The 19,628-nt window shown below is 64.5% G+C and carries 23 protein-coding genes; 10 read left to right on the forward strand and 13 right to left on the reverse strand.

Going from position 1 to position 19,628, the window contains the following annotated elements:
* Positions 1 to 60 precede the first annotated feature (60 nt).
* Both GRI97_RS11715 and GRI97_RS11720 read right to left on the reverse strand, forming a co-directional pair.
* On the reverse strand, positions 61 to 1,368 hold the full coding sequence (locus GRI97_RS11715) for a S41 family peptidase (RefSeq protein WP_235917778.1): 1,308 nt from the start codon (positions 1,366 to 1,368) through the stop codon (positions 61 to 63).
* Positions 1,369 to 1,370: 2 nt separating this feature from the next.
* Complete coding sequence (locus GRI97_RS11720) at positions 1,371 to 3,071, reverse strand: hypothetical protein (RefSeq protein WP_161391358.1); 1,701 nt, start codon at positions 3,069 to 3,071, stop codon at positions 1,371 to 1,373.
* A 203-nt stretch (positions 3,072 to 3,274) separates the two neighbouring features.
* On the opposite strand from GRI97_RS11720, the gene GRI97_RS11725 reads away from it, so the two are divergent.
* From GRI97_RS11725 to GRI97_RS11745, 5 genes are read left to right on the forward strand one after another with little or no spacing between them, the layout of a single operon-like run.
* Complete coding sequence (locus GRI97_RS11725) at positions 3,275 to 3,646, forward strand: dihydroneopterin aldolase (RefSeq protein ID WP_161391359.1); 372 nt, start codon at positions 3,275 to 3,277, stop codon at positions 3,644 to 3,646.
* Between the two features lie 13 nt (positions 3,647 to 3,659).
* Positions 3,660 to 3,995, forward strand: a complete 336-nt coding sequence (locus tag GRI97_RS11730) for a Rossmann fold domain-containing protein (RefSeq protein WP_161391360.1) — start codon at positions 3,660 to 3,662, stop codon at positions 3,993 to 3,995.
* 7 nt (positions 3,996 to 4,002) lie between these two features.
* A complete protein-coding gene (moaA, locus tag GRI97_RS11735) occupies positions 4,003 to 5,001 on the forward strand; it encodes a GTP 3',8-cyclase MoaA (protein ID WP_161391361.1) in 999 nt (332 codons plus the stop codon).
* A gap of 4 nt (positions 5,002 to 5,005) precedes the next feature.
* Positions 5,006 to 5,260, forward strand: a complete 255-nt coding sequence (locus GRI97_RS11740) for a MoaD/ThiS family protein (RefSeq protein ID WP_161391362.1) — start codon at positions 5,006 to 5,008, stop codon at positions 5,258 to 5,260.
* Between the two features lie 4 nt (positions 5,261 to 5,264).
* Positions 5,265 to 5,708 (forward strand): molybdenum cofactor biosynthesis protein MoaE, encoded by a 444-nt coding sequence (locus GRI97_RS11745; protein WP_161391363.1) that lies wholly within the window; start codon positions 5,265 to 5,267, stop codon positions 5,706 to 5,708.
* A gap of 20 nt (positions 5,709 to 5,728) precedes the next feature.
* Here GRI97_RS11745 and GRI97_RS11750 read toward each other — a convergent pair whose 3' ends face one another.
* Genes GRI97_RS11750 through ectA form a run of 8 tightly spaced genes read right to left on the reverse strand, consistent with a single transcriptional unit; the run spans position 5,729 to position 14,181 of the window.
* The gene (locus tag GRI97_RS11750; RefSeq protein WP_161391364.1) at positions 5,729 to 7,000 is read right to left on the reverse strand and encodes a mechanosensitive ion channel family protein; all 1,272 of its coding nucleotides are present in this window, start codon (positions 6,998 to 7,000) and stop codon (positions 5,729 to 5,731) included.
* Positions 6,997 to 8,343 carry an MFS transporter gene (locus GRI97_RS11755; RefSeq protein WP_377019389.1) on the reverse strand — a complete coding sequence of 449 codons (1,347 nt, stop codon included), beginning with the start codon at positions 8,341 to 8,343 and terminating at the stop codon, positions 6,997 to 6,999. The genes GRI97_RS11750 and GRI97_RS11755 overlap by 4 nt, the downstream gene beginning before the upstream one ends.
* Positions 8,333 to 9,586 carry an MFS transporter gene (locus tag GRI97_RS11760; protein WP_161391366.1) on the reverse strand — a complete coding sequence of 418 codons (1,254 nt, stop codon included), beginning with the start codon at positions 9,584 to 9,586 and terminating at the stop codon, positions 8,333 to 8,335. Before GRI97_RS11760 ends, GRI97_RS11755 begins: the two co-directional genes overlap by 11 nt.
* Before the next feature lie 19 nt (positions 9,587 to 9,605).
* Positions 9,606 to 11,042, reverse strand: coding sequence for an aspartate kinase (locus tag GRI97_RS11765; RefSeq protein ID WP_161391367.1), 1,437 nt, complete (start codon positions 11,040 to 11,042; stop codon positions 9,606 to 9,608).
* Entirely contained in the window at positions 11,039 to 11,959 is a 921-nt protein-coding gene (thpD, locus tag GRI97_RS11770; RefSeq protein ID WP_161391368.1) for an ectoine hydroxylase, read from the reverse strand. Before thpD ends, GRI97_RS11765 begins: the two co-directional genes overlap by 4 nt.
* 21 nt (positions 11,960 to 11,980) lie before the next feature.
* The gene (locus GRI97_RS11775; protein ID WP_161391369.1) at positions 11,981 to 12,394 is read right to left on the reverse strand and encodes an ectoine synthase; all 414 of its coding nucleotides are present in this window, start codon (positions 12,392 to 12,394) and stop codon (positions 11,981 to 11,983) included.
* Positions 12,395 to 12,409: 15 nt separating this feature from the next.
* Positions 12,410 to 13,720, reverse strand: coding sequence for a diaminobutyrate--2-oxoglutarate transaminase (ectB, locus tag GRI97_RS11780; RefSeq protein WP_161391370.1), 1,311 nt, complete (start codon positions 13,718 to 13,720; stop codon positions 12,410 to 12,412).
* A 29-nt stretch (positions 13,721 to 13,749) separates the two neighbouring features.
* Positions 13,750 to 14,181 carry a diaminobutyrate acetyltransferase gene (gene ectA, locus GRI97_RS11785; protein WP_202392751.1) on the reverse strand — a complete coding sequence of 144 codons (432 nt, stop codon included), beginning with the start codon at positions 14,179 to 14,181 and terminating at the stop codon, positions 13,750 to 13,752.
* Positions 14,182 to 14,497: 316 nt separating this feature from the next.
* On the opposite strand from ectA, the gene GRI97_RS11790 reads away from it, so the two are divergent.
* Entirely contained in the window at positions 14,498 to 14,986 is a 489-nt protein-coding gene (locus GRI97_RS11790; RefSeq protein WP_161391371.1) for a MarR family winged helix-turn-helix transcriptional regulator, read from the forward strand.
* A gap of 7 nt (positions 14,987 to 14,993) precedes the next feature.
* On the opposite strand, the gene GRI97_RS11795 is transcribed toward GRI97_RS11790, so the two are convergent.
* Entirely contained in the window at positions 14,994 to 15,491 is a 498-nt protein-coding gene (locus tag GRI97_RS11795; protein WP_161391372.1) for a hypothetical protein, read from the reverse strand.
* A gap of 301 nt (positions 15,492 to 15,792) precedes the next feature.
* Here GRI97_RS11795 and rplU point away from each other — a divergent pair, with 301 nt between their 5' ends.
* From rplU to GRI97_RS11810, 3 genes are all read left to right on the forward strand, one after another.
* Positions 15,793 to 16,092: a 50S ribosomal protein L21 gene (rplU, locus tag GRI97_RS11800; protein WP_161391373.1), complete on the forward strand. Its 300-nt coding sequence runs from the start codon at positions 15,793 to 15,795 to the stop codon at positions 16,090 to 16,092.
* Between the two features lie 20 nt (positions 16,093 to 16,112).
* Complete coding sequence (gene rpmA, locus GRI97_RS11805) at positions 16,113 to 16,382, forward strand: 50S ribosomal protein L27 (protein ID WP_161391374.1); 270 nt, start codon at positions 16,113 to 16,115, stop codon at positions 16,380 to 16,382.
* A gap of 255 nt (positions 16,383 to 16,637) precedes the next feature.
* The gene (locus tag GRI97_RS11810; protein ID WP_161391375.1) at positions 16,638 to 17,186 is read left to right on the forward strand and encodes a GNAT family N-acetyltransferase; all 549 of its coding nucleotides are present in this window, start codon (positions 16,638 to 16,640) and stop codon (positions 17,184 to 17,186) included.
* 56 nt (positions 17,187 to 17,242) lie between these two features.
* Here GRI97_RS11810 and GRI97_RS11815 read toward each other — a convergent pair whose 3' ends face one another.
* Complete coding sequence (locus tag GRI97_RS11815; protein WP_161391376.1) at positions 17,243 to 17,896, reverse strand: FABP family protein; 654 nt, start codon at positions 17,894 to 17,896, stop codon at positions 17,243 to 17,245.
* A 236-nt stretch (positions 17,897 to 18,132) separates the two neighbouring features.
* On the opposite strand from GRI97_RS11815, the gene GRI97_RS11820 reads away from it, so the two are divergent.
* The gene (locus GRI97_RS11820; protein WP_161391377.1) at positions 18,133 to 18,768 is read left to right on the forward strand and encodes a TetR/AcrR family transcriptional regulator; all 636 of its coding nucleotides are present in this window, start codon (positions 18,133 to 18,135) and stop codon (positions 18,766 to 18,768) included.
* 4 nt (positions 18,769 to 18,772) lie between these two features.
* Here GRI97_RS11820 and ygfZ read toward each other — a convergent pair whose 3' ends face one another.
* Positions 18,773 to 19,591 (reverse strand): CAF17-like 4Fe-4S cluster assembly/insertion protein YgfZ, encoded by an 819-nt coding sequence (gene ygfZ, locus GRI97_RS11825; RefSeq protein ID WP_161391378.1) that lies wholly within the window; start codon positions 19,589 to 19,591, stop codon positions 18,773 to 18,775.
* Positions 19,592 to 19,628: the final 37 nt, after the last annotated feature.

Raw genomic sequence — 19,628 nt, forward strand, 5'->3', positions numbered from 1 at the left:
TTGGGGCGGCTTCCGATCAATCCTTGAGTATGATCGACCTCGACCGTGCGACAATCCGGATCAACCGTTCGCCATCTGGCTCACCACCCTGATCCCTTCGGCCAGAACATCGGCTTCCGTCGCCACCTCCACATCGGGGCGCATCGTCCAGCGGGGTTGATCCCGCACGTCATATACCGGCTCGGCCGAATATTGCGCATCCACCCCGGTGCGGTTCAGCCGCAGGTCGAACACGGCCGCGCCCAGCGCCATCATCGGGGTGCCGACCACCTTCGCCCGGCCGATCCCGCGCATGCCCATGGGAAAGCCTTCCGCCATGCTCGCGCTCCAGTAATTGGTCAGCACCACCACCGGCCTGGTATAGGTGAAGGGGCCGGTGGGATCGACATATTCGGTCCAGGCTGCGGTCAGCGCCCGCCGGTCGCCATCACCGCTGCGCCGGCGCATGCGGGCATAGGGCAGCCGTTCGGTGATGAAACGCCCCATGATCGGGCGCGCGACGGCGGTGTCTCCGCCGCCATTGTTGCGCACATCGATGATCAGCCCGCGCGTGTCGCGCAGCGCCAGCAGCGCCGCGTCAAATGCCGCCACCACGGCATCGTCGGCAAAACTGCGAATGGCGATATAGCCCAGATTATCATCCAGCCCGCGCCATTCGACATCGGCGGGTGAATCCGCCCCCGCAGCAGGATTACTCAGGGGCAGGTCGACCATCCGGCTCCCCTGGCCGGGCCGGTGGATCAGCATCTGGCGCGGGCGGGCGCGGTGGCCGGCCAGCACGCAGTTCAGCGCATAATCATTCGCTTCCCGATGCGGCTCGGTCAGGCAGCGGGGCCGCCTGGCCAGGGTGGCGGTGGCGATACTCACACCATCGACATCCACGATCTCGTCGCCGGGCCGGATGGCGGCGCGGGCGGCGGCGCTGTCTTCGGCTACGGAGATGATCCGGGCCGAGCCATCGTGCCATTCGCCCATCAGATCAAACAACGGCCAGCGTGGCGCGCCGTCGGCGGTCTGTTTCAGATGGGTGTGAATGTCATAGAGTTCGCCCAGCACCGCATGGACCACCCCGGTAAATTCCTCGATCGATTGCGCGGCCAGCGCCTGGGGGCGGTAAAGCGCGCGGACCTTGTCCCAATCGGTGCGCTTCTCGCCGAAGAAGCAGTAATTGCTCGCCAGCGTGCCCCACAACTCGTCGAAATCATTGGCGGCGGTCACATCGCCGGGCACCGCGTCCGTTTCAACCGCTGCGGCCAGACGGGGCAGGGCCATGCTGCCTGCCACCGCCAGACCGGCCCAGCCAAGGCCGCCGATCACATCGCGCCGGGCTATCGGACCAGTGATTAACCCACTGACCGGCCCGCTCATCTTCACCGCCCTTCCTGGCCCAGCAGGCCCAGCGGCGGCGGGGCCAGGAACCAGCCATTGCCGATCATCGAATCCAGCGGAGTTCGCTCGCCCGGGTTCTGCAGGAAATCGAACAATTCGTCGAAATCGGAACGCTGGTCGCCGGCCATGGCAATCACGCAGACATCCTCATTCGCCTGGACACGCAGCATCTGTTTGCGCTCGCCATCGTTCCTGGCCAGCAGGATCGGATCGCGCCCGGCCGGGTCCAGCCCGGATTTGCGCAGCGCATCGCCAACCTCGATGATGTTGTTGCCATGCAGGCTCGAAACCCACAACACCACCACCTCTGCACTGCGCAACCGGGACAGCGCATGGGCCAATCCAGTGGCCGGTACGGTTTCAACACCGGGCAACAGCGATCCTGATCCGCGATCCAGATCGATCAGCACTGCGTTGTCCCGCGCCTGGCAGATGGGATATTCGGGCTTCAGGCTGAACGCGCTTTCCGTGCTCAGGATCACGGAACTGACGGCCTCGCCCCGTTTGCGCGCATCGGCGCGACGCAAGGCGAAGGTGACGAAATCGTACCAGTCGCCCGCCGGGCCTTCCATCCGCCTTTGCGGAGACGTCCGCCCTGGCATGGCCAGCGCTGCCGGAACGTCCTGGGATGGGGTATCCGCCCGCGCGACCGGGGCCAACTCGCTGCCCGTGGCCGGTACGGCGCTGCCGGACTGATAGGCCGGGTTGGCCACGGTCCTGACCACGCTGCCACCGACGGCGGGGGCGGGCATGGCTGAGCCGGTTTCGACCACATCGCTCGGCGGGATGAAGGCGGAATCGACCGTGGTGCTCACCACGCCGCCGTCTGCGCCGGGTGCAGGAATGGCTGGGCCGGCCGCGGCATGCTTGTTCGGCGGGATGAATGCCGGATTGGCCACTGTGCCCACCACACGGCCATTGGCGGCGGGGGCGGGGATGGCCGGGCCGGTTTCGGCCACATCGCTCGGCGGGATGAACGCGGGGTTGGCCATGGTACCCACCACGCCGCCTTCCGCGCTGGGGGCAGGGATGGCTGGGCCAGCTTCGGCTACACCGCTCGGCGGGATCAGGGCCAGATCGCCCATGCTGCTCGCGACGCTGTTTTTGGCGCTCGGTGCGGGAGTTGCCGGGGCGGTATCATCGCTGCTCGGCAGGGCGAGGGCAGGGCTGACCGTGGTGTCCGCCACGTTGTCGGTAGCGCTCGGAGCGGGAACTGCCGGGGCCGTGTCATCGCGACGTGGCGGGGCCAGCGCGGGGCTGACGGTGGTGCTCGCCACGCTGCCGGTCGCGCTCGGCGCAGGAGCCGTTACAGCGGTGTCATCGCGGCTCGGCGTAATCAGGGCCGGATTGCCCGTGGTGCTCACCACGCTGTCATCGGCGCTGGCGATGGCGGGTGCGGGGGCGGTGTCGGCATTATCGCCTGGCGGGATCAGGGCCTGGTCGGCCATGTCTGCCTGCGCCGTCACTGGCGTTGCGGCGTTGCTGCTGGCCAATCCTGCATCGGCAGAGGATGCCGCAGCCACGGTTGGGGCGTATCTGTGCTTGCGTTCGGAGACGTAGCTGGCGCCGGTCAGGGCCGGAACGGCCACAGCCATCACGCAGCCGGACAGCAGCGGCAGGCCACCCGCGAGCAAACCCAGTCGCATGGCGGTGATCGCCCCGGCCGGCATCTTCCGTGACATCTGTCTGAATTCCATCCCTGACTGCGGACACTGGCCCGTGTCTTGTTTTTTGCCTATGCCTGCGCATATCGGGCTCTGCAACCGATCAACCGGACCGGTGCGGGTTCCAGACGAATTTTCCTGATCCGGGCCATTTGCCTTCAACTTGTGGACATTCGCCGGGCGCACTGCCACTGGCGCTGCGATATTCGACGGGAGTTATCATGGCTGACAGCCTGACGCTGGAAATTGCGGACTTCGTGCACATGGTGCACACCGGCATTTATTCGGAAGAAACCGGCAAGCCGCAGCCGCTGCGCTTCACCATTCAGGTGACGATGAAGCCGATCGCGCATTACACGGCCGATACGCCGCTCGATGCCAGCAAGAACTACATGGATCTGAAGTTCGCCGCGTCTGAGGCTCTGCCCGATGGCGTGCACTTCAAACTGATCGAGGCGGTGGCCGATCATGTGTGCGACACGCTGTTCGCGCAGGATGAACGGGTGGAGGCGGTGACGGTCAAGATTGTCAAGCTGGCGCTGAGCGTGGAACAGGAACTGATCGGCATCACCCTGACGCGCGATCGTCGCTGACAGGCTTCACGCGATGCAGACACAGCTGGAAATCACCGATCTGCCGGTCGCCCCGCTGGATGCCGCGGCGGATTTTCACGCCCGCTACCTCCCCCAGGCGCGCGACTTGCTGGGCGATGTCGAATCGCTGGTGCTTATCCTGCCCCCGGCGGAACGCGCGCATCAGGGCTGGCGGCTGGCCGTCGTGCAGGAACTGGCCCGCGCCGCCGCACCCGATCGGCGGGTCAATGCCATCATCGGCGATGATCAGGCGGCCATTCAGCAAACGTTGACCTGGCTGTCCGGCGCACCGGGCATTACCGGGCAATTGCTGGGTGTGGATGGCAATTTGTCCGATAGTCCTGCATGATGGTCGGATGAGCTGTTCACCCCTGGTCGACGCCTTCAATCGGCGGATCACCTATCTGCGCCTGTCGGTGACGGATCGGTGCGATCTGCGCTGCAGCTATTGCATGCCCGAACGGATGGAATTCCTGCCGCGCAAGGATGTGCTGAGCCTGGAAGAACTGCACCGGCTGGCCATCGCCTTCATCGATCGCGGAATCCGCAAGATTCGCCTGACCGGTGGCGAACCGCTGGTCCGGCGCGATGTGATCGAACTGGTGCAGGCGCTCGGCCGACGGATCGGCGATGGGCTGGATGAACTGACCCTCACCACCAATGGCACGCGGCTGGCCGAATTCGCCGATGATCTGGCGGCCGCCGGCGTGCGGCGCATCAATGTCTCGCTCGACACGCTCAACCCCGGCCTCTTCACCCATCTCAGCCGGCGCGATCGGCTGGCCCAGGTGCTGGAAGGCATCGCCGCCGCCAGCCAGGCCGGCATCGCGGTCAAGATCAACACCGTCGCGCTCAAGAACCTCAATCAGGAAGAAATCCCCGCGCTGGTCGAATGGGCCCACCGCCACGGCCATGAAATGACCCTGATAGAGGTCATGCCGCTGGGGGAGGTGGATGGCGATCGTACCGATCATTATCTGCCGCTCACTGCCATCCGCGATGCGCTGGACGCGCGCTGGACGCTGACCGACAGTCCGCACCGTTCGGGCGGCCCCGCGCGCTTCGTCGATATTGCCGAAACCGGTGGGCGGCTGGGTTTCATCACCCCGTTGACCAACAATTTCTGCGCCGGCTGCAACCGCATCCGCGTTACCGCCACCGGCCAGCTTTATGCCTGTTTGGGCGGGGCCGAGCAGGTCGATCTGCGCGCGGCACTGCGGTCTGATGCGCCCGATCAAATGCTTGCGGAAGCGCTGGATGAAGCGATGCGGATCAAACCCGAACGCCATCATTTCGAAATCGCCGAAGGCGCCGCACCAACCCAGCCGCGCCATATGTCGCTGACGGGCGGCTGATCCCATGGCCGCCAGACTGATCCTGCTCGGCCGGCTGGCCGATCTTGCCGGCACGCCCGAACTGGCGGTTCCGCTGGGTGATGCAGCGCAGATCGACTGGCCCGGCCTGCTGGCGCTGTTGCCCGCTGCCCTGGCAGAGGCTGCCACTGGCCCAAAAATCCGGCTGGCGCTGAACGGCGCGGTGCTGGCGGACAAGACCACACTGATTGCCCGCAGCGGCGATGAACTGGCGCTGTTGCCCCCGGTCAGCGGGGGCTAGGCCGATGGTGATCGTCCGGCTCTCCTCACAATCTTTCGATCCTGCCGCAGAGCTGACCGCGCTGGAAGGTACCATGCCGCAGGCCGGCGGCATCGCCAGCTTCGTGGGCCGGGTTCGGCCGACTGATGGCACCCAGGCGCTCGAACTCAGCCATTACGAACCGCTCACCCTGCCGGGGATGGAGGGGTTGGCCGAACAAACGCTGGCGCGCTTCGATCTGGAAGGATTGCTGATCATCCATCGCGTCGGCGTGATGCAGCCCGGCGATCCGATCGTGCTGGTCGCCGCCGGTGCGCGCCATCGGCGCGACGCGATAGAGGCGGTCGATTTCGCCATGGATCACCTCAAATCCGACGCCTGGTTCTGGAAACGCGAATTGCGCGCCGATGGCTGGCACTGGATCGAGCCGCGCAGCGCAGACCACGCCGATCTGGCCCGCTGGAAATAGGCCGGCAGCGCCGCTGCATCTCAGCCCGGTTCGCGCACCAGCGTTTGGCGTTGGAAAGCCAGCCCCGCCAGATCCGAACCGGCTGGATGCTGGAACAGCCGCAGGTCGAATTCTGCCATGATGGCGATCAGATGGTCGAAGATATCGGCCTGGATGCGCTCATATTCCGCCCACACGGTGCTGTTGGCGAAGGCATAGATCTGCAGCGGCATCCCGTTTTCGGTCGGCGCCAATTGGCGGACCAGCATCGTCTTGTCATCGGCGATATCGGGCCGCGCTTTCAGATAGGCTTGCACATAGGCGCGGAAGGTGCCGATATTGGTCAGCCGGCGGCTGTTGACCGTCCTGTCCGGGTCGTGCTGGCTGTTCCAATTGCCCAGTTCATCCTGCTTGCCGTCGAGATAGCCATGCAACAGGGCGAAGCGGTTCATTTTCCGCACGCCCTCATTGTTCAGAAAACCGATGCTGTTCTGATCGATCATCAGCGATCGCATGATGCGTCGCCCGCCGGATTCGGACATGCCGCGCCAATTGCGGAAGCTTTCGGAAATCAGCAGATGGGTCGGAATGGTGGTGATGGTCTTGTCGAAATTCTGCACCTTCACCGTGTGCAGCGCGATATCGATCACGTCGCCATCGGCGTTGAACTTGGGCATTTCGATCCAGTCACCCACGCGGACCATGTCGTTCGATCCGATCTGCACCGACGCCACCAGTGACAGGATTGTGTCCTTGAACACCAGCAGCAGCACGGCCGCCATGGCACCCAAGCCCGACAGCAGCAGCATGGGGGATTGATCCATCAGCACGGCGATCATCAAAATGGTGCCCGCGCTGTAGATCAGCAGCTTGCCCAACTGCACATAGCCCTTGATCGGCCGGTTGGCCGCCCCGGGGCGGCGCTGGTACAGATCGTTCAGCAGCGTCAGCAACCCGGCGATGGCGATGGCCACGGTCAGGATGATGAAGGCGCTGCACAGGCTGCGGACAAATCCGACCAGGCTCGGCGGCAGATGGGGAATGGCCAGGATGCCCCATTGGATCACCAGCGCCGGCACGATGTTGGACAGTCGCGCCACGATCGCGCCGATGTGGCCTGCCTCGATGTTGAAGGGCAGATGCGCGAGCAGCCGCAGCAGCAGCTTCAGCACGATCTGCTTGGCCACCCAATTGGCCACCCATGCTGCCATCAGCAGCAGGATCAGCGCCAGGCCGGTCTGCATCCAGGGCTCGCTGATATGGGAGCCGACCAGTTCGTTGAAGCGGGTGTTGACCACCGGCAAGTCCGTCATCGTGTCGCTTTCTGCGCAAAGGGATCGTCGTACAGCGATTGTCCGGCGGTCTCCGGCATGAAGCGGAGCGCCAGCAGGCCGACCAGGCAGGCCAGCATCATGTAGAGGGCCGGCATCAAAGGGTTGCCGGTCAGGGTAATCAGCCCGCTGCCGACCGCCGGGGCGGTGCCGCCGAAGATCGATGTCGAGACATTGTAGGCGATGGCAAACCCGGCGAACCGCACCTGGGTCGGAAACAGCGCCGGGAAGGTGGCCGATATCGTGGCCAGTTGCGGCACATACAGCAGGCCGAGGACCGCAAAGCCCGCAACCGCGCCATAGAGGCCGGTCCCCATCAGCATATACAGCGGCACCACGCCGACCAGCAGCCCGATCAGCGAAATGCGCCACATCGCCCGGCGTCCGATACGATCGGACAGGGCGCCGGCCCAGGGCAGGAAAACCATCATCAACAGCATGCCGATGATCGGAACGATCAGGGCCTGATCGGCCGACAGCCCGATCCGCCGCTGCAGATAGGTGGGCATGTAGCTGAGCAAGGAGTAATTCACGACATTGAGCGCCACCACCAGGCCGCCCACCACCAGCATGGCGCGCCAATGGCGTTCGATCAGCAGGCGGAGCGGTGGGGCAGGGGGCCCTGCGTCTTCCAGGGCCGACGCCGCGCGGAAGACTGGCGTATCTTCCATGCGCGACCGCAGATACATGCCGATCAGCCCCATCGGCGCGGCGACGAGAAACGGCACCCGCCAGCCCCAGGCGTGCATGGCGTCCTCGCCCAGCATCAGGGAAAACCCCAGCATCAGCATCGCGCCGAGCGAAAATCCGGCCAGCGTGCCGAATTCCAGAAAGCTGCCATAGAAACCGCGCCGGTCATCAGGCGCATATTCGGCCATGAATGTCGCGGCCCCGCCATATTCGCCGCCGGTGGAAAATCCCTGGATCATGCGCAGGGCGATCAGCAGCGTGGGCGCCCAGAAACCGATCGTGGCGTGATCCGGGATCAGCCCGACACACAGCGTCGCGGCCGACATCATCAGGATCGTGAGCGCCAGCACGGATTTGCGACCGATCCGATCGCCCAGCGGCCCCCAGAAGAGCCCGCCGAGCGGACGCACCAGGAAGGAAATGGCAAACGTCGCCAGTGCGAACAGCACCGCCTCGTCGGTGCTGCCGGGGAACAGCGCTGCGGAAATATAGGTCAACCCATAGGCATAGATGCCATAATCGAACCATTCGGTCGCATTGCCCAGCGCCGAGGCCGCAATGGCGCGGCGCAGGTTCGATCTTTCCTCCTCGGAGGGCGTGCTCATATCCCTGGCGGGGATGGCTTTACCGATCATGCAATTGTCCTTCCCGCCCATCATCGACGGATGTGTTTGGGTCCAGCAGGGCGGCGACCGGGGTCGTGCGGGGCACGATCTGGAAATCGCCCTGATTGTATCCGGCCACAGGCTCGCTCGCCTTCTGCCGCCACAGGCCGAAGAGGGCGGTCAGTGCGGCTACCAGGCCGACGAACAGAAACAGGCCTCCGGTCCCTGTCAGTTCCATGACGCCGGCGGCGCCGACAGGCCCGGCCACGGCGCCAAGCGAATACAGCAGCACCAGCCGGCCGCTCGCGGCGACCCGCTCCGTTTCGATCAGCCGGTCGTTGCAATGCGCCACGCACAGCGGATAGAGCGCAAAGCTGAGCCCGCCGAACAGCGCCCCGAAGGCCAGCAGCGCGCCGCCATCCTGCTGGAAGACCAGCAGGATGGAGATGATCGATGTCGCGGCAAATCCACCCACGATCACCCGGCGCCGATCATAGCGGTCGGACAGGCGGCCCAGCGGCCATTGCAGCGCCACCCCGCCCAGAATGACGATCATCATGAAGTGTGCGGTTTCGGCCAGGTCCAGCCCCAGCCTGCGGACATGCACCGCCGCCAGGCCATAGAACGCCCCCAGCATCAGCCCCGTCGCAAAGGCCCCGATCGAACCGAGCGGAGACGAGTTGATGAGCGCCCGGATCGAAAAAGACGATGTCTCCGGCGGTGCCGGTGCCGCGCTACGGGTCAGGCACAAGGGGATGATCGCCAGGGAAATGCAGATCGATGCGATCTGGAACGGCACGCCGGGCATGCCCCCGGTCGCGCCCAGCAGCAACTGGCCGATGGCCTGCCCGCCATAGAGGGCCACCATATAGGCGGCGAGCACGCTGCCCCTGCTTTGCTCTTCGGCCCGGGCGTTGAGCCAGCTTTCCAGGCAGACGAAGACGCCGGCCACACATATCCCGTCCACCAGCCGCAGCACGCTCCACAGCGCGGGGATCGGGATCAGCGAATAGGACAATGTGCTGGCAGACAGCAGGGCGACGAACACGGCGAAGGCGCGAATATGCCCCACTCGTCGCACCACCTCGGGCGCGCGCAGGGCGCCGGCCATCAGCCCCGCGAAATAGGCTGTGGCCACCAGGCCGATCACCATCGTGCTGCTGCCGCTGCGTTCCAGCCGCAGGCTGATCAGCGTGGCCAGGAAGCCGCTGCCCGCCATCAGGATGAAGATGGAAAGCAGCAGGCTCCGAACCGGGGAAATCGCGGACAGCATCAGCCTGGGCGACGCGCGGTCATGCCGCCTGGCGGTCGGCCGCGCCCTGGTCGTCTTCGACCAGCGCCCGATGCAGCGCCAGCACCGCCGTATCGTAATGCCCGCCGTCGATGATGAACTGGACATCCACATTGCGGATCTGGTGCTGCAGCGCCATCACGCTGATCCCGTCGGCAGCCAGCGCATTCAGCGCGTTAGCCACCAGTGCGGGCCGCGCGATATCGCTGCCGATCAGCGAAACCACCGCCACCGCCTGCGCCGATATGGCGGCATCGGGATAGACCGCTTGCAGATCGGCGATGATCCGTTTGACGGTCGCCGGATCGCTGGCGAGATAATGGGTTATGGTGTTGGCATTGGATGATTTGCTGACGATCCACGCGCCATGCTTCGCCAGCACCCCCAGGATCGCTGTGTCATAGCCCTTTACCCCGACCATGTCCTGTTCGAAGAATTGCAGCGCCTGCACATGCCGGACTCCGGTGATGATCTCGACACGCGGCTGGTTCGAGACATAATCGCCGCTGATCAGCGTTCCCTCGTCTTCGCGATCAAACGTGTTGCGCACCCGCAGGGGAATGCCCGACTGGCGCAGGCCGCGCCCGGCGCCCGGGTGAATGGCTTCCATCCCCAAATTCGCCAGCTGGTCGGCCACATCGTAATTGGTCCGCCCGATCTTGCGCGCCCGGTCCGGGCCGACCAGTTGCGGGTCCGCGCTCGACAGATGGAATTCCTTGTGAATGATCGCCTCGCGCGCGCCGGTCAGCACCGCCACGCGGGAAAACGTCATTTCGGAATAGCCGCGCGAATAACGGCTCACCATGCCTTCGCGGCATCCGGCATAGCCGGTCACGATCGGCAGCGTGGTCGTCAGGTCCAGCGCGCCGAATGCGTCCACGATCCTGGCGTCCAGATCGCGCGTATCCTGCTGGCTCCAAAGCGTCAGGTCGACGAAGGCGGCGTTGATCCCGCGATCCTGCAGCAACAAGGCCGTGCTGTGCGCACTATGCGCTTCGCCCAGGCCGGCCAGCAGCTCGCGAATGGTCTTGAGCTGTTCCTTGACGCAGAACCGCCCATGGCTGCGCAGCCGCGCGAGATCGTCCAGGCAGGCGCTGGCCGCATCGATGCGCAGGTCGACGAATTTGTCGGCGCGCGAACGGCTGGCTGACCGGGCGAACAGCTGTTCGTTGCGCGCATGCATGGCGCTGCGCACAGCCTCCATCGCCAATTGCCAGCCATCGGCGTCGGTGTCGGCCACGAACCGGCCATAGACCCCGGGCGTGCCGGTTTTCTTGTGCTCCAGCAGCAGATCGGTCATTCCCGCATAGGCCGAAACCACGAACACCCGGTTGTAGAGTTCGTGATCCCGCCGTCCGCCGATCAGCACATTGTCGAACAGGGTTGCCGTGGCCAGCATGGATGTGCCGCCGATCTTTTCGACCGTATGGCCATTCATGCTGCCACCTCGCTCGCCAGCCTTCCGGAAACCGGCTCGATCGGGGTGATCTCTCCGCGCGCGGCAATGAAATCCGGCCGCGGCCGGTCCACGCCGAACGGCGCACCCAGCCGGTTGCTCACCGCATTGTAGACCAGGAAGGCATTCGCCCGGTGGAAGGGGGTGATGTTGCCGTTCGATCCATGCATGACATTGCAGTCGAAGATCACGACCGATCCCGCCTTGCCCGTGGGCGCGACGATGCCGTATTTGAACGCCAGCTCGGCCAGGCTGTCTTCGTCGGGCACGCCATATTCCTGCTTCTTCAGCGATGTCAGATAATGGTCGGGCGGCGTCTGGCCGACACAGGTCAGCAGGGCCCTGTGCGATCCGGGGATCAGCATCAGCGGCCCGTTGTTGGGGGTGTTTTCCGCCAGCAGCACCGACATCGACAGCGCCCGCATGCGCGGCATGCCGTCTTCCACATGCCAGGTCTCGAAATCGCTGTGCCAGTAGAATTCCTTGCCCTGGAAACCGGGTTTGTAGTTCAGCCGCGACTGATGGATGTAGACCTCGTCACCCAGCAGGAACCGGGCGACCCCGGCCAGCCGTTCGTCCGCAGCCAGGCGGGCGACAATGGCGCTCTGATCATGGATCCGGAAAATCGATCGCAATTCGCGGCTGCCGGGTTCCGTGATGACGGTTTCCTGATCCAGCGCATCGGGATCGGACAGCAGCTTGCCCGCTTCGGTCTGCAGGAATGCAACCTCTGCTTCTGAAAACAGGTCTTCCAGCACCAGGAAGCCGTCCCTTTCGAAGCTGGCGGTCTGCTCCAGATCGATCGGAGCATCCTCATGCCATTGGCTGTGCACCACCGGATCGCGGCGGGGCAGGAATTCGGCTGTGGGGTGGAGGCGGGATGGGTAGATATCTTCCAAGGGATCTTCCCCCTTTCTTGATCAGGTGACGGTGGCATCCACGCGGATCAGGTCCGCTTCGACCGGATAGGCGCCGTTTTCATCGTGAACTTCCCTGCCGGTCACCGGCGGGTTGAACACGCAGGCGCAGAGAATGTCGGTTTCTGGGCGCACGACATGGCGGTCGTGGTCGTTCAGCGCGTACATCACGCCGGCCTTGAGCGGGTGGGTGATGCCCGAACCCAGATCCTCCAGCGTGCCGGTGCCCTTCAGGATCAGCACGGCTTCCTGGTGGTTCTGGTAATGCATGCGGATTTCCTCGCCCGCGTACATGGTGGTGACATGGAAGGAAAAACCCATGTCATCATCTTTCAGCAGCAGGCGGGCGCTTTCCCACTGATCGGATTTTACATTCATGTCCGACTTGCGAATGTCCTGCAGTTTGCGAACTATCATGATGTGTTTCCTCCTTTATTCGGCAGCGATGTCGAAATTGGCATGGGCGATTTCGTCGATGCTGCGCTCGAGTATGTCGAGCCCGGCCGACAGCACGGCATCGTCGATCACCAGCGGGGCCAGGACCTTGATGATCTCGTCATGGCCGCCGCTGGTCTCGATGATCAGCCCGCGATCGAAACAGCTGGCGATGACCATCGCGGCCAGATCGCCCGAACCCATGTCGATCCCGCGCATCATCCCGCGGCCCTTGGTGGACAGGCCATGACGGGCGGCAATGGTCTCCAGCCGCTGTGCCACGATCTCCGCGCGGCGGGCGATGTCCCGGGTGAACGCATCATCGGCCCAGAAATGGCGCAGCGCCGCCGTGGCGGTGACGAAGGCATGGTTGTTGCCGCGAAACGTGCCATTGTGCTCGCCGGGCGACCATTGGTCGAACTCGGGCCGAAACAGGGTCAGCGCAAACGGCAGGCCCATGCCGGACAGCGATTTGGCCATGGTCACGATGTCGGGTGTGAAGCCCAGTCCTTCGAAGCTGAAGAAACCGCCCGTGCGGCCGCAGCCGGCCTGGATATCGTCCACGATCAGCAGCGCGCCATGCTCTTTCGCGATGGCGGCGATCCGGCGCAGCCATGCCGCCGATGCGACATTCAGCCCGCCTTCTCCCTGCACGGTTTCGACCAGGATGGCCGCCGGCGCATCCAGCCCGCTGGACGGGTCTTCCAGCCGCTGCGCCAGCAGTTCGGCCGTGTCGACATCGGCCCCGTGATATCCGTCATACGGAAGATGCGCGACGTGGGACAGCGGCACGCCCGCACCCCCGCGCTTGGCGGCATTGCCGGTGCAGGCGAGGGACCCCAGCGTCATTCCGTGGAAGCCGTTGGTGAAGGCGATCACCATTTCGCGGCCCGTCACCTTGCGCGCCAGCTTGATCGCCGCCTCAACCGCATTGGTGCCGGTCGGGCCGGTGAACATCACCCGATAATCCAGCCCGCGCGGTTCCAGGATGATCGATTCCAGCGCGCCCAGAAATTCCGCCTTGGCGTCGGTGTGCAGGTCCAGCCCGTGGGCAATGCCGTCGGTGGCGATGTAATCCATCAGCGCCTGCTTCAGCACCGGATGATTGTGGCCGTAATTCAGCGTCGAACAGCCGGACAGGAAATCCAGATATCGTCCGCCCTGGTTGTCATGCATCCAGACATCCTGCGCCTTGGTGAACTGGCGCGGCATGGACCGGGCGTAGCTGCGAACGACGGATTCCCGTCGGTCATAAATCCCGGTATCGGGCATGGTTGTCGTGGGGCGGGGGGTGGTGCTGGTCATCATGCTGATGCTCCTTTGCTGGGGCTGCCGCATCAGCGCGGCAGCGGGCCGATACGCGCCAGCCATTCGGTGGCGTGGGCGCCGGCGAAATGTGTGTCCCGGTCGAACATCGCGCTGCGGGTCAGCGGCGTGCTCCATTGCCGGGCAAGACCCTCGAACAGGGCCCAGGATGCCGGATTGTCGGCGGTGATGGTGGTGATCACATGGGTGATGCTGCCGGGGGGAAACCGCGCCAGAATGCGATTGATCATCTCCCCGGCCAGGCCCCGGCCTCTCGCCTGCGGTGCAACGGCAACCTGCCAGATGAACAGGGCGTCGGGTTCCGATGGCGGGCGATAGCCCGAAACCCAGCCGCCGATCTGGCCATCCTGTTCGGCCAGCACGCAGCAATCGGCAAAATGCGTGCACTGCAACAGGTTGCAATAGGCCGAATTGGGATCGAGCGGAGGGCAGGAGCCGATCAGGCGGGAAACCGCCGGGCCATCGCCGGCCACCGGCGGGCGGAAGGAAAACTCGTCATGCTGGAAAATGCCCGCCCTGGTTGGCGTGCGGTGGATAATGGGCTTGGGCTGCGGATCCGAGATTCTTCATCCCCTGAATTATTTTTGGATCGCCAGAGCGTGTCTGGCGGCGACGGCGCGGTATATACGGGGGATAGATCGCAATTCAACCGCATTGGGCGTAAGAAATATTTCAGTCACCAAAGTATGTCGTTGCGGCGCAGTCTTGGGCGCACGAGCAGTGGATGGCATCGGTGCACGGGTTTGCTATGCAGCGATCATGCAATCCGAAGTTGCCACTCTGACCCTGCGCGCCCTTCGCCGGATTCTGCGCGCGACCGAAATCGGCAGCCGCCAGCTGGCCAGCACCACTGGGCTGACCCCGTCGCAATGGCTGGTGCTGAGGGAAATCGATGCGCGCGGCTCCGCTTCACCCGGCAGCATTGCGGCGGCGCTGCAGTTCAGTCAGGCCACGATCACGGCCAATGTGGATCGGCTGGAAGAACTCGGCTTCGTGCAGCGCCGCCGCAATGAACAGGATCGGCGTCAGTCGATCCTCTCGCCGCTGCCGGCCGGGCAGGCGGCGCTGGCCGATGGGCCCGATCCCCTGCAGGCGGTGTTTACCGATCGCTTTGCCGGCCTGCCTCAATGGGAACAGGCCATGATTCTGGCTGCGGTGGAGCGGCTGGCGCTGCTGCTGGATGCCCAGCACATCGATGCCGCGCCTTTGCTGGACAATGGCCTGATCGACCGGGCGGAGCCGGGCTGAAGCCCCTCTAGCGCAGGCTGCGCAGCAGCTCGTCGATCAGCAGGTTCTCGCTGTCGACCATTGCGGAAACCTTCTGCCGGACTTCCTCGATCCGGGTCAGCTCGTTCCCCTGCGCGGCGGCATCCACGAAGATCCGGTCCAGATCGGCCAGCTGGATCATGGTCGCGCTGCGTTGCGATTCCAGCTGTGCGACCGCCACCTGGGCCACGGCCCAATTGTCGCTGCCGGGCCCCTGGCCGCGTGCCGCAGTCACGGCACGGCGGGCGCGATCGGCCAGCGTGCCGAATTCGCGATGGGCGGCATCGGCCTGCTGTGCCAGCCGGGTCAGCTGATCGCCTGTCGCGGCTGAGATCGGCGGCGGAATATAGGGCGCGGGCGGCAGCATCGTGCCCTGCGCGCGCTCGACATCGCGGATGGCAAGGCTGGGGTAATCGGTGCTGGCGCGGGCGCAGGCGCCCAGCGAGAGGCCGAGCAACAGGATCGGGATGGCGCGGGACATGATCATGATGCTGGTGTCTTAGGCGGATTTTGTGGCGCGTGGAATCACCTGCCTGTCAAAATTGCGAAATGATCGCCGGGCATCATTGCAGCAGAGGTAGCGCGCACCAAAAACCGATAGTAAGAGCCCGCTGGTGAGCGGGGGATTCGCGGTGAGAGAAAGCCGTGGGAGCCTCCGCATCCATATTGACAGACGGTGTGGCCTCGCTTATCGGCCACGCTCTTTCCGGCGCCCTTATGAGCGCCCTTTTGGTCGTTCGTGTGGGGAAACCCATCGGGGGACAGTCGTAAGAACGGATTTGGATATCATGTTCGCAGTAGTGCGCACGGGCGGCAAACAGTATCGCGTCGCCGCAGGAGACAAGATCGCAGTCGAAAAGCTGGCGGGTGAAGCCGGTGACACGATCCAGCTGGGCGACATCCTGCTCGCCGGTGAAGGCGATTCGATCGCTGACGCAGCCACGGTGAAGGTTTCGGCTGAAATCATCGCCCAGGCGAAGAGCGAAAAGGTGATCGTTTTCAAGAAGCGTCGCCGGCACAACTATCGCCGCCGCAATGGCCACCGCCAGCAGCTCACGCTGCTGCGCATCGTGTCCGTCGGCGTCTGAGACGAAGGGAGTAGAACGCAATGGCACATAAAAAGGCAGGCGGTTCGTCCCGCAACGGTCGCGACTCTGCGGGCCGTCGTCTTGGCGTAAAGAAGTTCGGCGGCCAGGAAGTGGTTGGCGGCAACATCATCGTGCGTCAGCGCGGCACCAAGTTCTATCCCGGCAGCAATGTCGGCATCGGCAAGGACCACACTCTGTTTGCGCTCGCGGAAGGCCGCGTGCGTTTTCATGACGGCAAGCTGGGCCGCAAATACGTATCCGTGGATATGATGGCCCTCGCGGCCGAATAATCGGATGACTGCACGGGTCATCCACCGGGATGGCCCCGCCTGGCGGCGAAAGCACCAGGCAGCTTTGGAGGAGATGGGGCCAGCCCCGTCTCCTTTTTTGTTTCTCCTTCGCAAGATAGCCGTCACAAACCGCCGCTAGCGGGGCGCGACGACGCGACGCAACGCACAGATCGGGCTGCAAGGGCCTGTTCGTAAATGCGGAGCTTAATCGAGTCTGGGCGGGTTGCGCGGCAATCCGTTCGAAGGAGAACCGCAATGTTCATTCGTACCGACAGGCTGTTCCTGCGCCCTGCATGGGCAGAGGATGCTGCTGAACTGAACCATGCCATCGCGCATCGCTCAGTGGTGCGCATGATGCCGTTTGGCTGCTGGCCGCTTGGCGACAAGGATGTTCGCGCTATCATCGATGCGCCGCGTCATCCCTTCCTGCCGCATCTGCTGATCACTTTGCCTGACGCGGGCGGGGCGATCATCGGCGGCTGCGGGCTGTTCGACAATCAGGATCAACCCGAAGTCGGCTATTGGATCACGCCCGAACATGCGGGGCAGGGCTACGCGACGGAGGCGTTGAAGGGCCTGCTCGATCTGGCCCGGATGACCGGTCACCGGCGCCTGTTCGCGCATCACGCGGCGGATGATCCGGCCTCGGCCCGCATTCTGCGCAAGGCTGGCTTTCGCCCCACCGGGCGCTGCCGGACAACCGTGGAAACCCCCTGCGAAGCCAGCCGGCTGACCCCGGAATACATGCATGATCTGGCCGGTGACGGCGGCCCGCAGGACAATCCCGTGTCCCGAGCGGCCTGATATTGTCGATCGGCCCGGTTCTTCGCGACCGGGCCGATCAGCGCCACACAGCGGGCCTATGCGGCACTCGCTTCCGCCCGCGTGCGGATGGCGAGCGGGTTTTCGCCAGGCTCGGCGATCTTGACCAGCCGGTTCATGTCGCGATGCTGGAACGGCGCATCCTGTCCGCGAACCTGCAACGTGGTATCGGAAATATAGCTCCAGCTGCCATCGGGGTGGAATGTCACCTCCAGCCGATAGGCATCGGTGCGAAATGCCAGTTCCAGGAAGCTGGTCGAACAGATCCCATACTCGGTTTGTCCCCGCGCGGCGGTCACCACCAGCCGGTCGTCCCCGGGGGTGGCATGGCCCGATGCGATCGCTACCTGGCCGCGCGGAATCGCAACCGTCTGCAGGATCAGCCCCGTCGCCGGCTCCCACAGCCAGTAACCGACCTGATCATGGAAGGTGGTCAGCTCGTCCGGGGTGTTGATGTGCATGCGATACCGCAGCCCATAGAACAATTGCGGCCCGTTGGGCTGCGGATCGATTGGCTCCATGGTGACGCGTTCATAATATTCGCGCCGCTCCGGGCCATCCGCCTTGGGGTTTACGTCCACCCCGCGCATCCCCTCCCAGGTGCCGGCCAGCCGCCGCAAGGGGCCCAGATTGCGGAGCGTTTCCGGATCGACATTGTCGGGCTCTGTGAAAATATCGTCAGGTATATCCATCGTATAGCCCCCCTTGTCGCCGTCCTGACGGCATGTGTCGGCTCATTCATACAGCCGCGCATCACCAGCGTCATCCGCTGGCATGTTGCGATTATGCCGCTTCGGGGCCTGTTTGTGCAATTGTTTCAAAATCATTCCATGATCGGAACATCTTGCTTAAGCAAAATCATCGATTTAGCATCTGTTACAAGTTTCGGGTCGGGGGCGGCCGAGGCATTGGCGAAGGAGCCAGATCGATGACCACCACCAGGCGACGTCTGCCGCAGGAAGAAAGCCGCCGCGTCGCGCTGCAGGAAGCGCGCAAGCTGCTGATCGAAACCGGGCCGCAGGCCGTCACGCTCAAGGCGGTGGCCGCCAGGGTCAACCGCACCCATGCCAATCTGCTCCATCATTTCGGTTCAGCCGCCGGTTTGCAGCAGGCTCTGGCCGAACATCTGGCCGAAACCGTCTGCGATACGATTTCGGAGGCGATGTTCGCCGCCCGTGCTGGCATCGGCTCCCCGAGGGAGGTGGTGGATCTGGCTTTCGACGCCTTCGATCGGGAAGGCGGCGGCGCACTGGCCAGTTGGATGCTCGTCACCGGCAATGAAAGCGCGCTCGATCCCATCGTCGCCACGATTCAGCAATTGGTCGACGAACTCCATCCGCAGGAACTGGAACCCGGCGCACAACGCATCATGCACGAAGCCACGCTGGCGCTGGTGGTCATGGCGCTCGGCGATGCGCTGATGGGGGAGAGGCTGGCATCGTCACTGGGCGTCAAGCGCCAGACCACGCGAGAACGCGCCGAACAGATGTTCACGGCGGCGCTGATGCGGGCCGGGGATCTGCCCACCGAAGCCACCAACCAGGCGGAAAACATTCCCGCCTGATCGTTCATCCGCCGGGCTGGGCGTCTTCGCTCTCTTCGGGCATCAGCGCGGATTGCAGCCAGCCGGGCACATGGGCCGCATCGATCGCCTCGGTGCGCAGGTGGTCGATTGCCAGGCCCAGGTCCGGATAGGCGGTCTTGCGTCGCGCTTCGGCAGAGGCTGCCAGCGGCACCACCACCAGCCGGCGATTGACCTTCTGCCGCCAGTTCATCCGCGCGGTGTTTTCCTGCCCGATGTAGCAGCCCTTGGTAAAGCTGACGCCGTTGAGTTCGACGGCATTGGTTTCCAGCCACAGGATATCGCCCAGTTCGGCCCGGCCTTCGGGCACGCCCTGGCCCAGGCGGTGCGCCTGCCACGCCGCATCCCCGGCTGATTCCGTGCCGCTCGCCGGCGCGACCGCGCGGCGGCCAAGCGTGTCCAGGCGGGGGTCAGGCGCGTCGTGCGCACCCGCTGCGCCCTCGGCGCTCCAGAACACGCCCAAGCTGTCGTCCCGCGCGATCACCAGCTTGCGGCGCAGGCGATAGAGCGACAGCCGCTTGACCAGCTCATCGGCAAACTCCGCCTCGGCATCGATCAGCAATGCGGCGGCATCGCCGGTGATGTGGTCGGGCCAGACCAGAAAATCGAACATCGCCTTGCCCTGGGCAGACAGCAGCGCGGCATAGACCGGCGCGCCCGTCGCGATCGGGCTCACGTCATTGGTCACCAGCCCCTGCAGGAACGCGGCGGCATTCTCGCCTTCCGCCCGGCCATCCTCTGTTGGCGCGATGCGGATCACAGCGCGGTTGAACAGGCGGGTGGCGGTGGGGGCTGTTTCGGGCATGGCGGGAACTTGGTCCGGAACGGCGGTGAGTCAAGGG

The organism is Croceibacterium xixiisoli (genome assembly GCF_009827305.1).
GTDB classification, from domain to species: Bacteria; Pseudomonadota; Alphaproteobacteria; order Sphingomonadales; family Sphingomonadaceae; genus Croceibacterium_C; species Croceibacterium_C xixiisoli.

What these genes read in the sequence shown, in the direction of transcription:
- GRI97_RS11815 (WP_161391376.1), bottom strand. Translation starts at nt 17,896, where the DNA reads ATGGATATACCTGACGATATTTTCACAGAGCCCGACAATGTCGATCCG.
- GRI97_RS11765 (WP_161391367.1), bottom strand. Translation starts at nt 11,042, where the DNA reads ATGAATGGCCATACGGTCGAAAAGATCGGCGGCACATCCATGCTGGCC.
- GRI97_RS11745 (WP_161391363.1), top strand. Translation starts at nt 5,265, where the DNA reads ATGGTGATCGTCCGGCTCTCCTCACAATCTTTCGATCCTGCCGCAGAG.
- GRI97_RS11775 (WP_161391369.1), bottom strand. Translation starts at nt 12,394, where the DNA reads ATGATAGTTCGCAAACTGCAGGACATTCGCAAGTCGGACATGAATGTA.
- GRI97_RS11755 (WP_377019389.1), bottom strand. Translation starts at nt 8,343, where the DNA reads ATGATCGGTAAAGCCATCCCCGCCAGGGATATGAGCACGCCCTCCGAG.
- rplU (WP_161391373.1), top strand. Translation starts at nt 15,793, where the DNA reads ATGTTCGCAGTAGTGCGCACGGGCGGCAAACAGTATCGCGTCGCCGCA.
- rpmA (WP_161391374.1), top strand. Translation starts at nt 16,113, where the DNA reads ATGGCACATAAAAAGGCAGGCGGTTCGTCCCGCAACGGTCGCGACTCT.
- GRI97_RS11810 (WP_161391375.1), top strand. Translation starts at nt 16,638, where the DNA reads ATGTTCATTCGTACCGACAGGCTGTTCCTGCGCCCTGCATGGGCAGAG.
- GRI97_RS11760 (WP_161391366.1), bottom strand. Translation starts at nt 9,586, where the DNA reads ATGCTGTCCGCGATTTCCCCGGTTCGGAGCCTGCTGCTTTCCATCTTC.
- GRI97_RS11730 (WP_161391360.1), top strand. Translation starts at nt 3,660, where the DNA reads ATGCAGACACAGCTGGAAATCACCGATCTGCCGGTCGCCCCGCTGGAT.
- ygfZ (WP_161391378.1), bottom strand. Translation starts at nt 19,591, where the DNA reads ATGCCCGAAACAGCCCCCACCGCCACCCGCCTGTTCAACCGCGCTGTG.
- GRI97_RS11740 (WP_161391362.1), top strand. Translation starts at nt 5,006, where the DNA reads ATGGCCGCCAGACTGATCCTGCTCGGCCGGCTGGCCGATCTTGCCGGC.
- GRI97_RS11795 (WP_161391372.1), bottom strand. Translation starts at nt 15,491, where the DNA reads ATGATCATGTCCCGCGCCATCCCGATCCTGTTGCTCGGCCTCTCGCTG.
- GRI97_RS11725 (WP_161391359.1), top strand. Translation starts at nt 3,275, where the DNA reads ATGGCTGACAGCCTGACGCTGGAAATTGCGGACTTCGTGCACATGGTG.
- GRI97_RS11820 (WP_161391377.1), top strand. Translation starts at nt 18,133, where the DNA reads ATGACCACCACCAGGCGACGTCTGCCGCAGGAAGAAAGCCGCCGCGTC.
- moaA (WP_161391361.1), top strand. Translation starts at nt 4,003, where the DNA reads ATGAGCTGTTCACCCCTGGTCGACGCCTTCAATCGGCGGATCACCTAT.
- GRI97_RS11750 (WP_161391364.1), bottom strand. Translation starts at nt 7,000, where the DNA reads ATGACGGACTTGCCGGTGGTCAACACCCGCTTCAACGAACTGGTCGGC.
- GRI97_RS11715 (WP_235917778.1), bottom strand. Translation starts at nt 1,368, where the DNA reads ATGAGCGGGCCGGTCAGTGGGTTAATCACTGGTCCGATAGCCCGGCGC.
- GRI97_RS11720 (WP_161391358.1), bottom strand. Translation starts at nt 3,071, where the DNA reads ATGTCACGGAAGATGCCGGCCGGGGCGATCACCGCCATGCGACTGGGT.
- ectB (WP_161391370.1), bottom strand. Translation starts at nt 13,720, where the DNA reads ATGATGACCAGCACCACCCCCCGCCCCACGACAACCATGCCCGATACC.
- GRI97_RS11790 (WP_161391371.1), top strand. Translation starts at nt 14,498, where the DNA reads ATGCAATCCGAAGTTGCCACTCTGACCCTGCGCGCCCTTCGCCGGATT.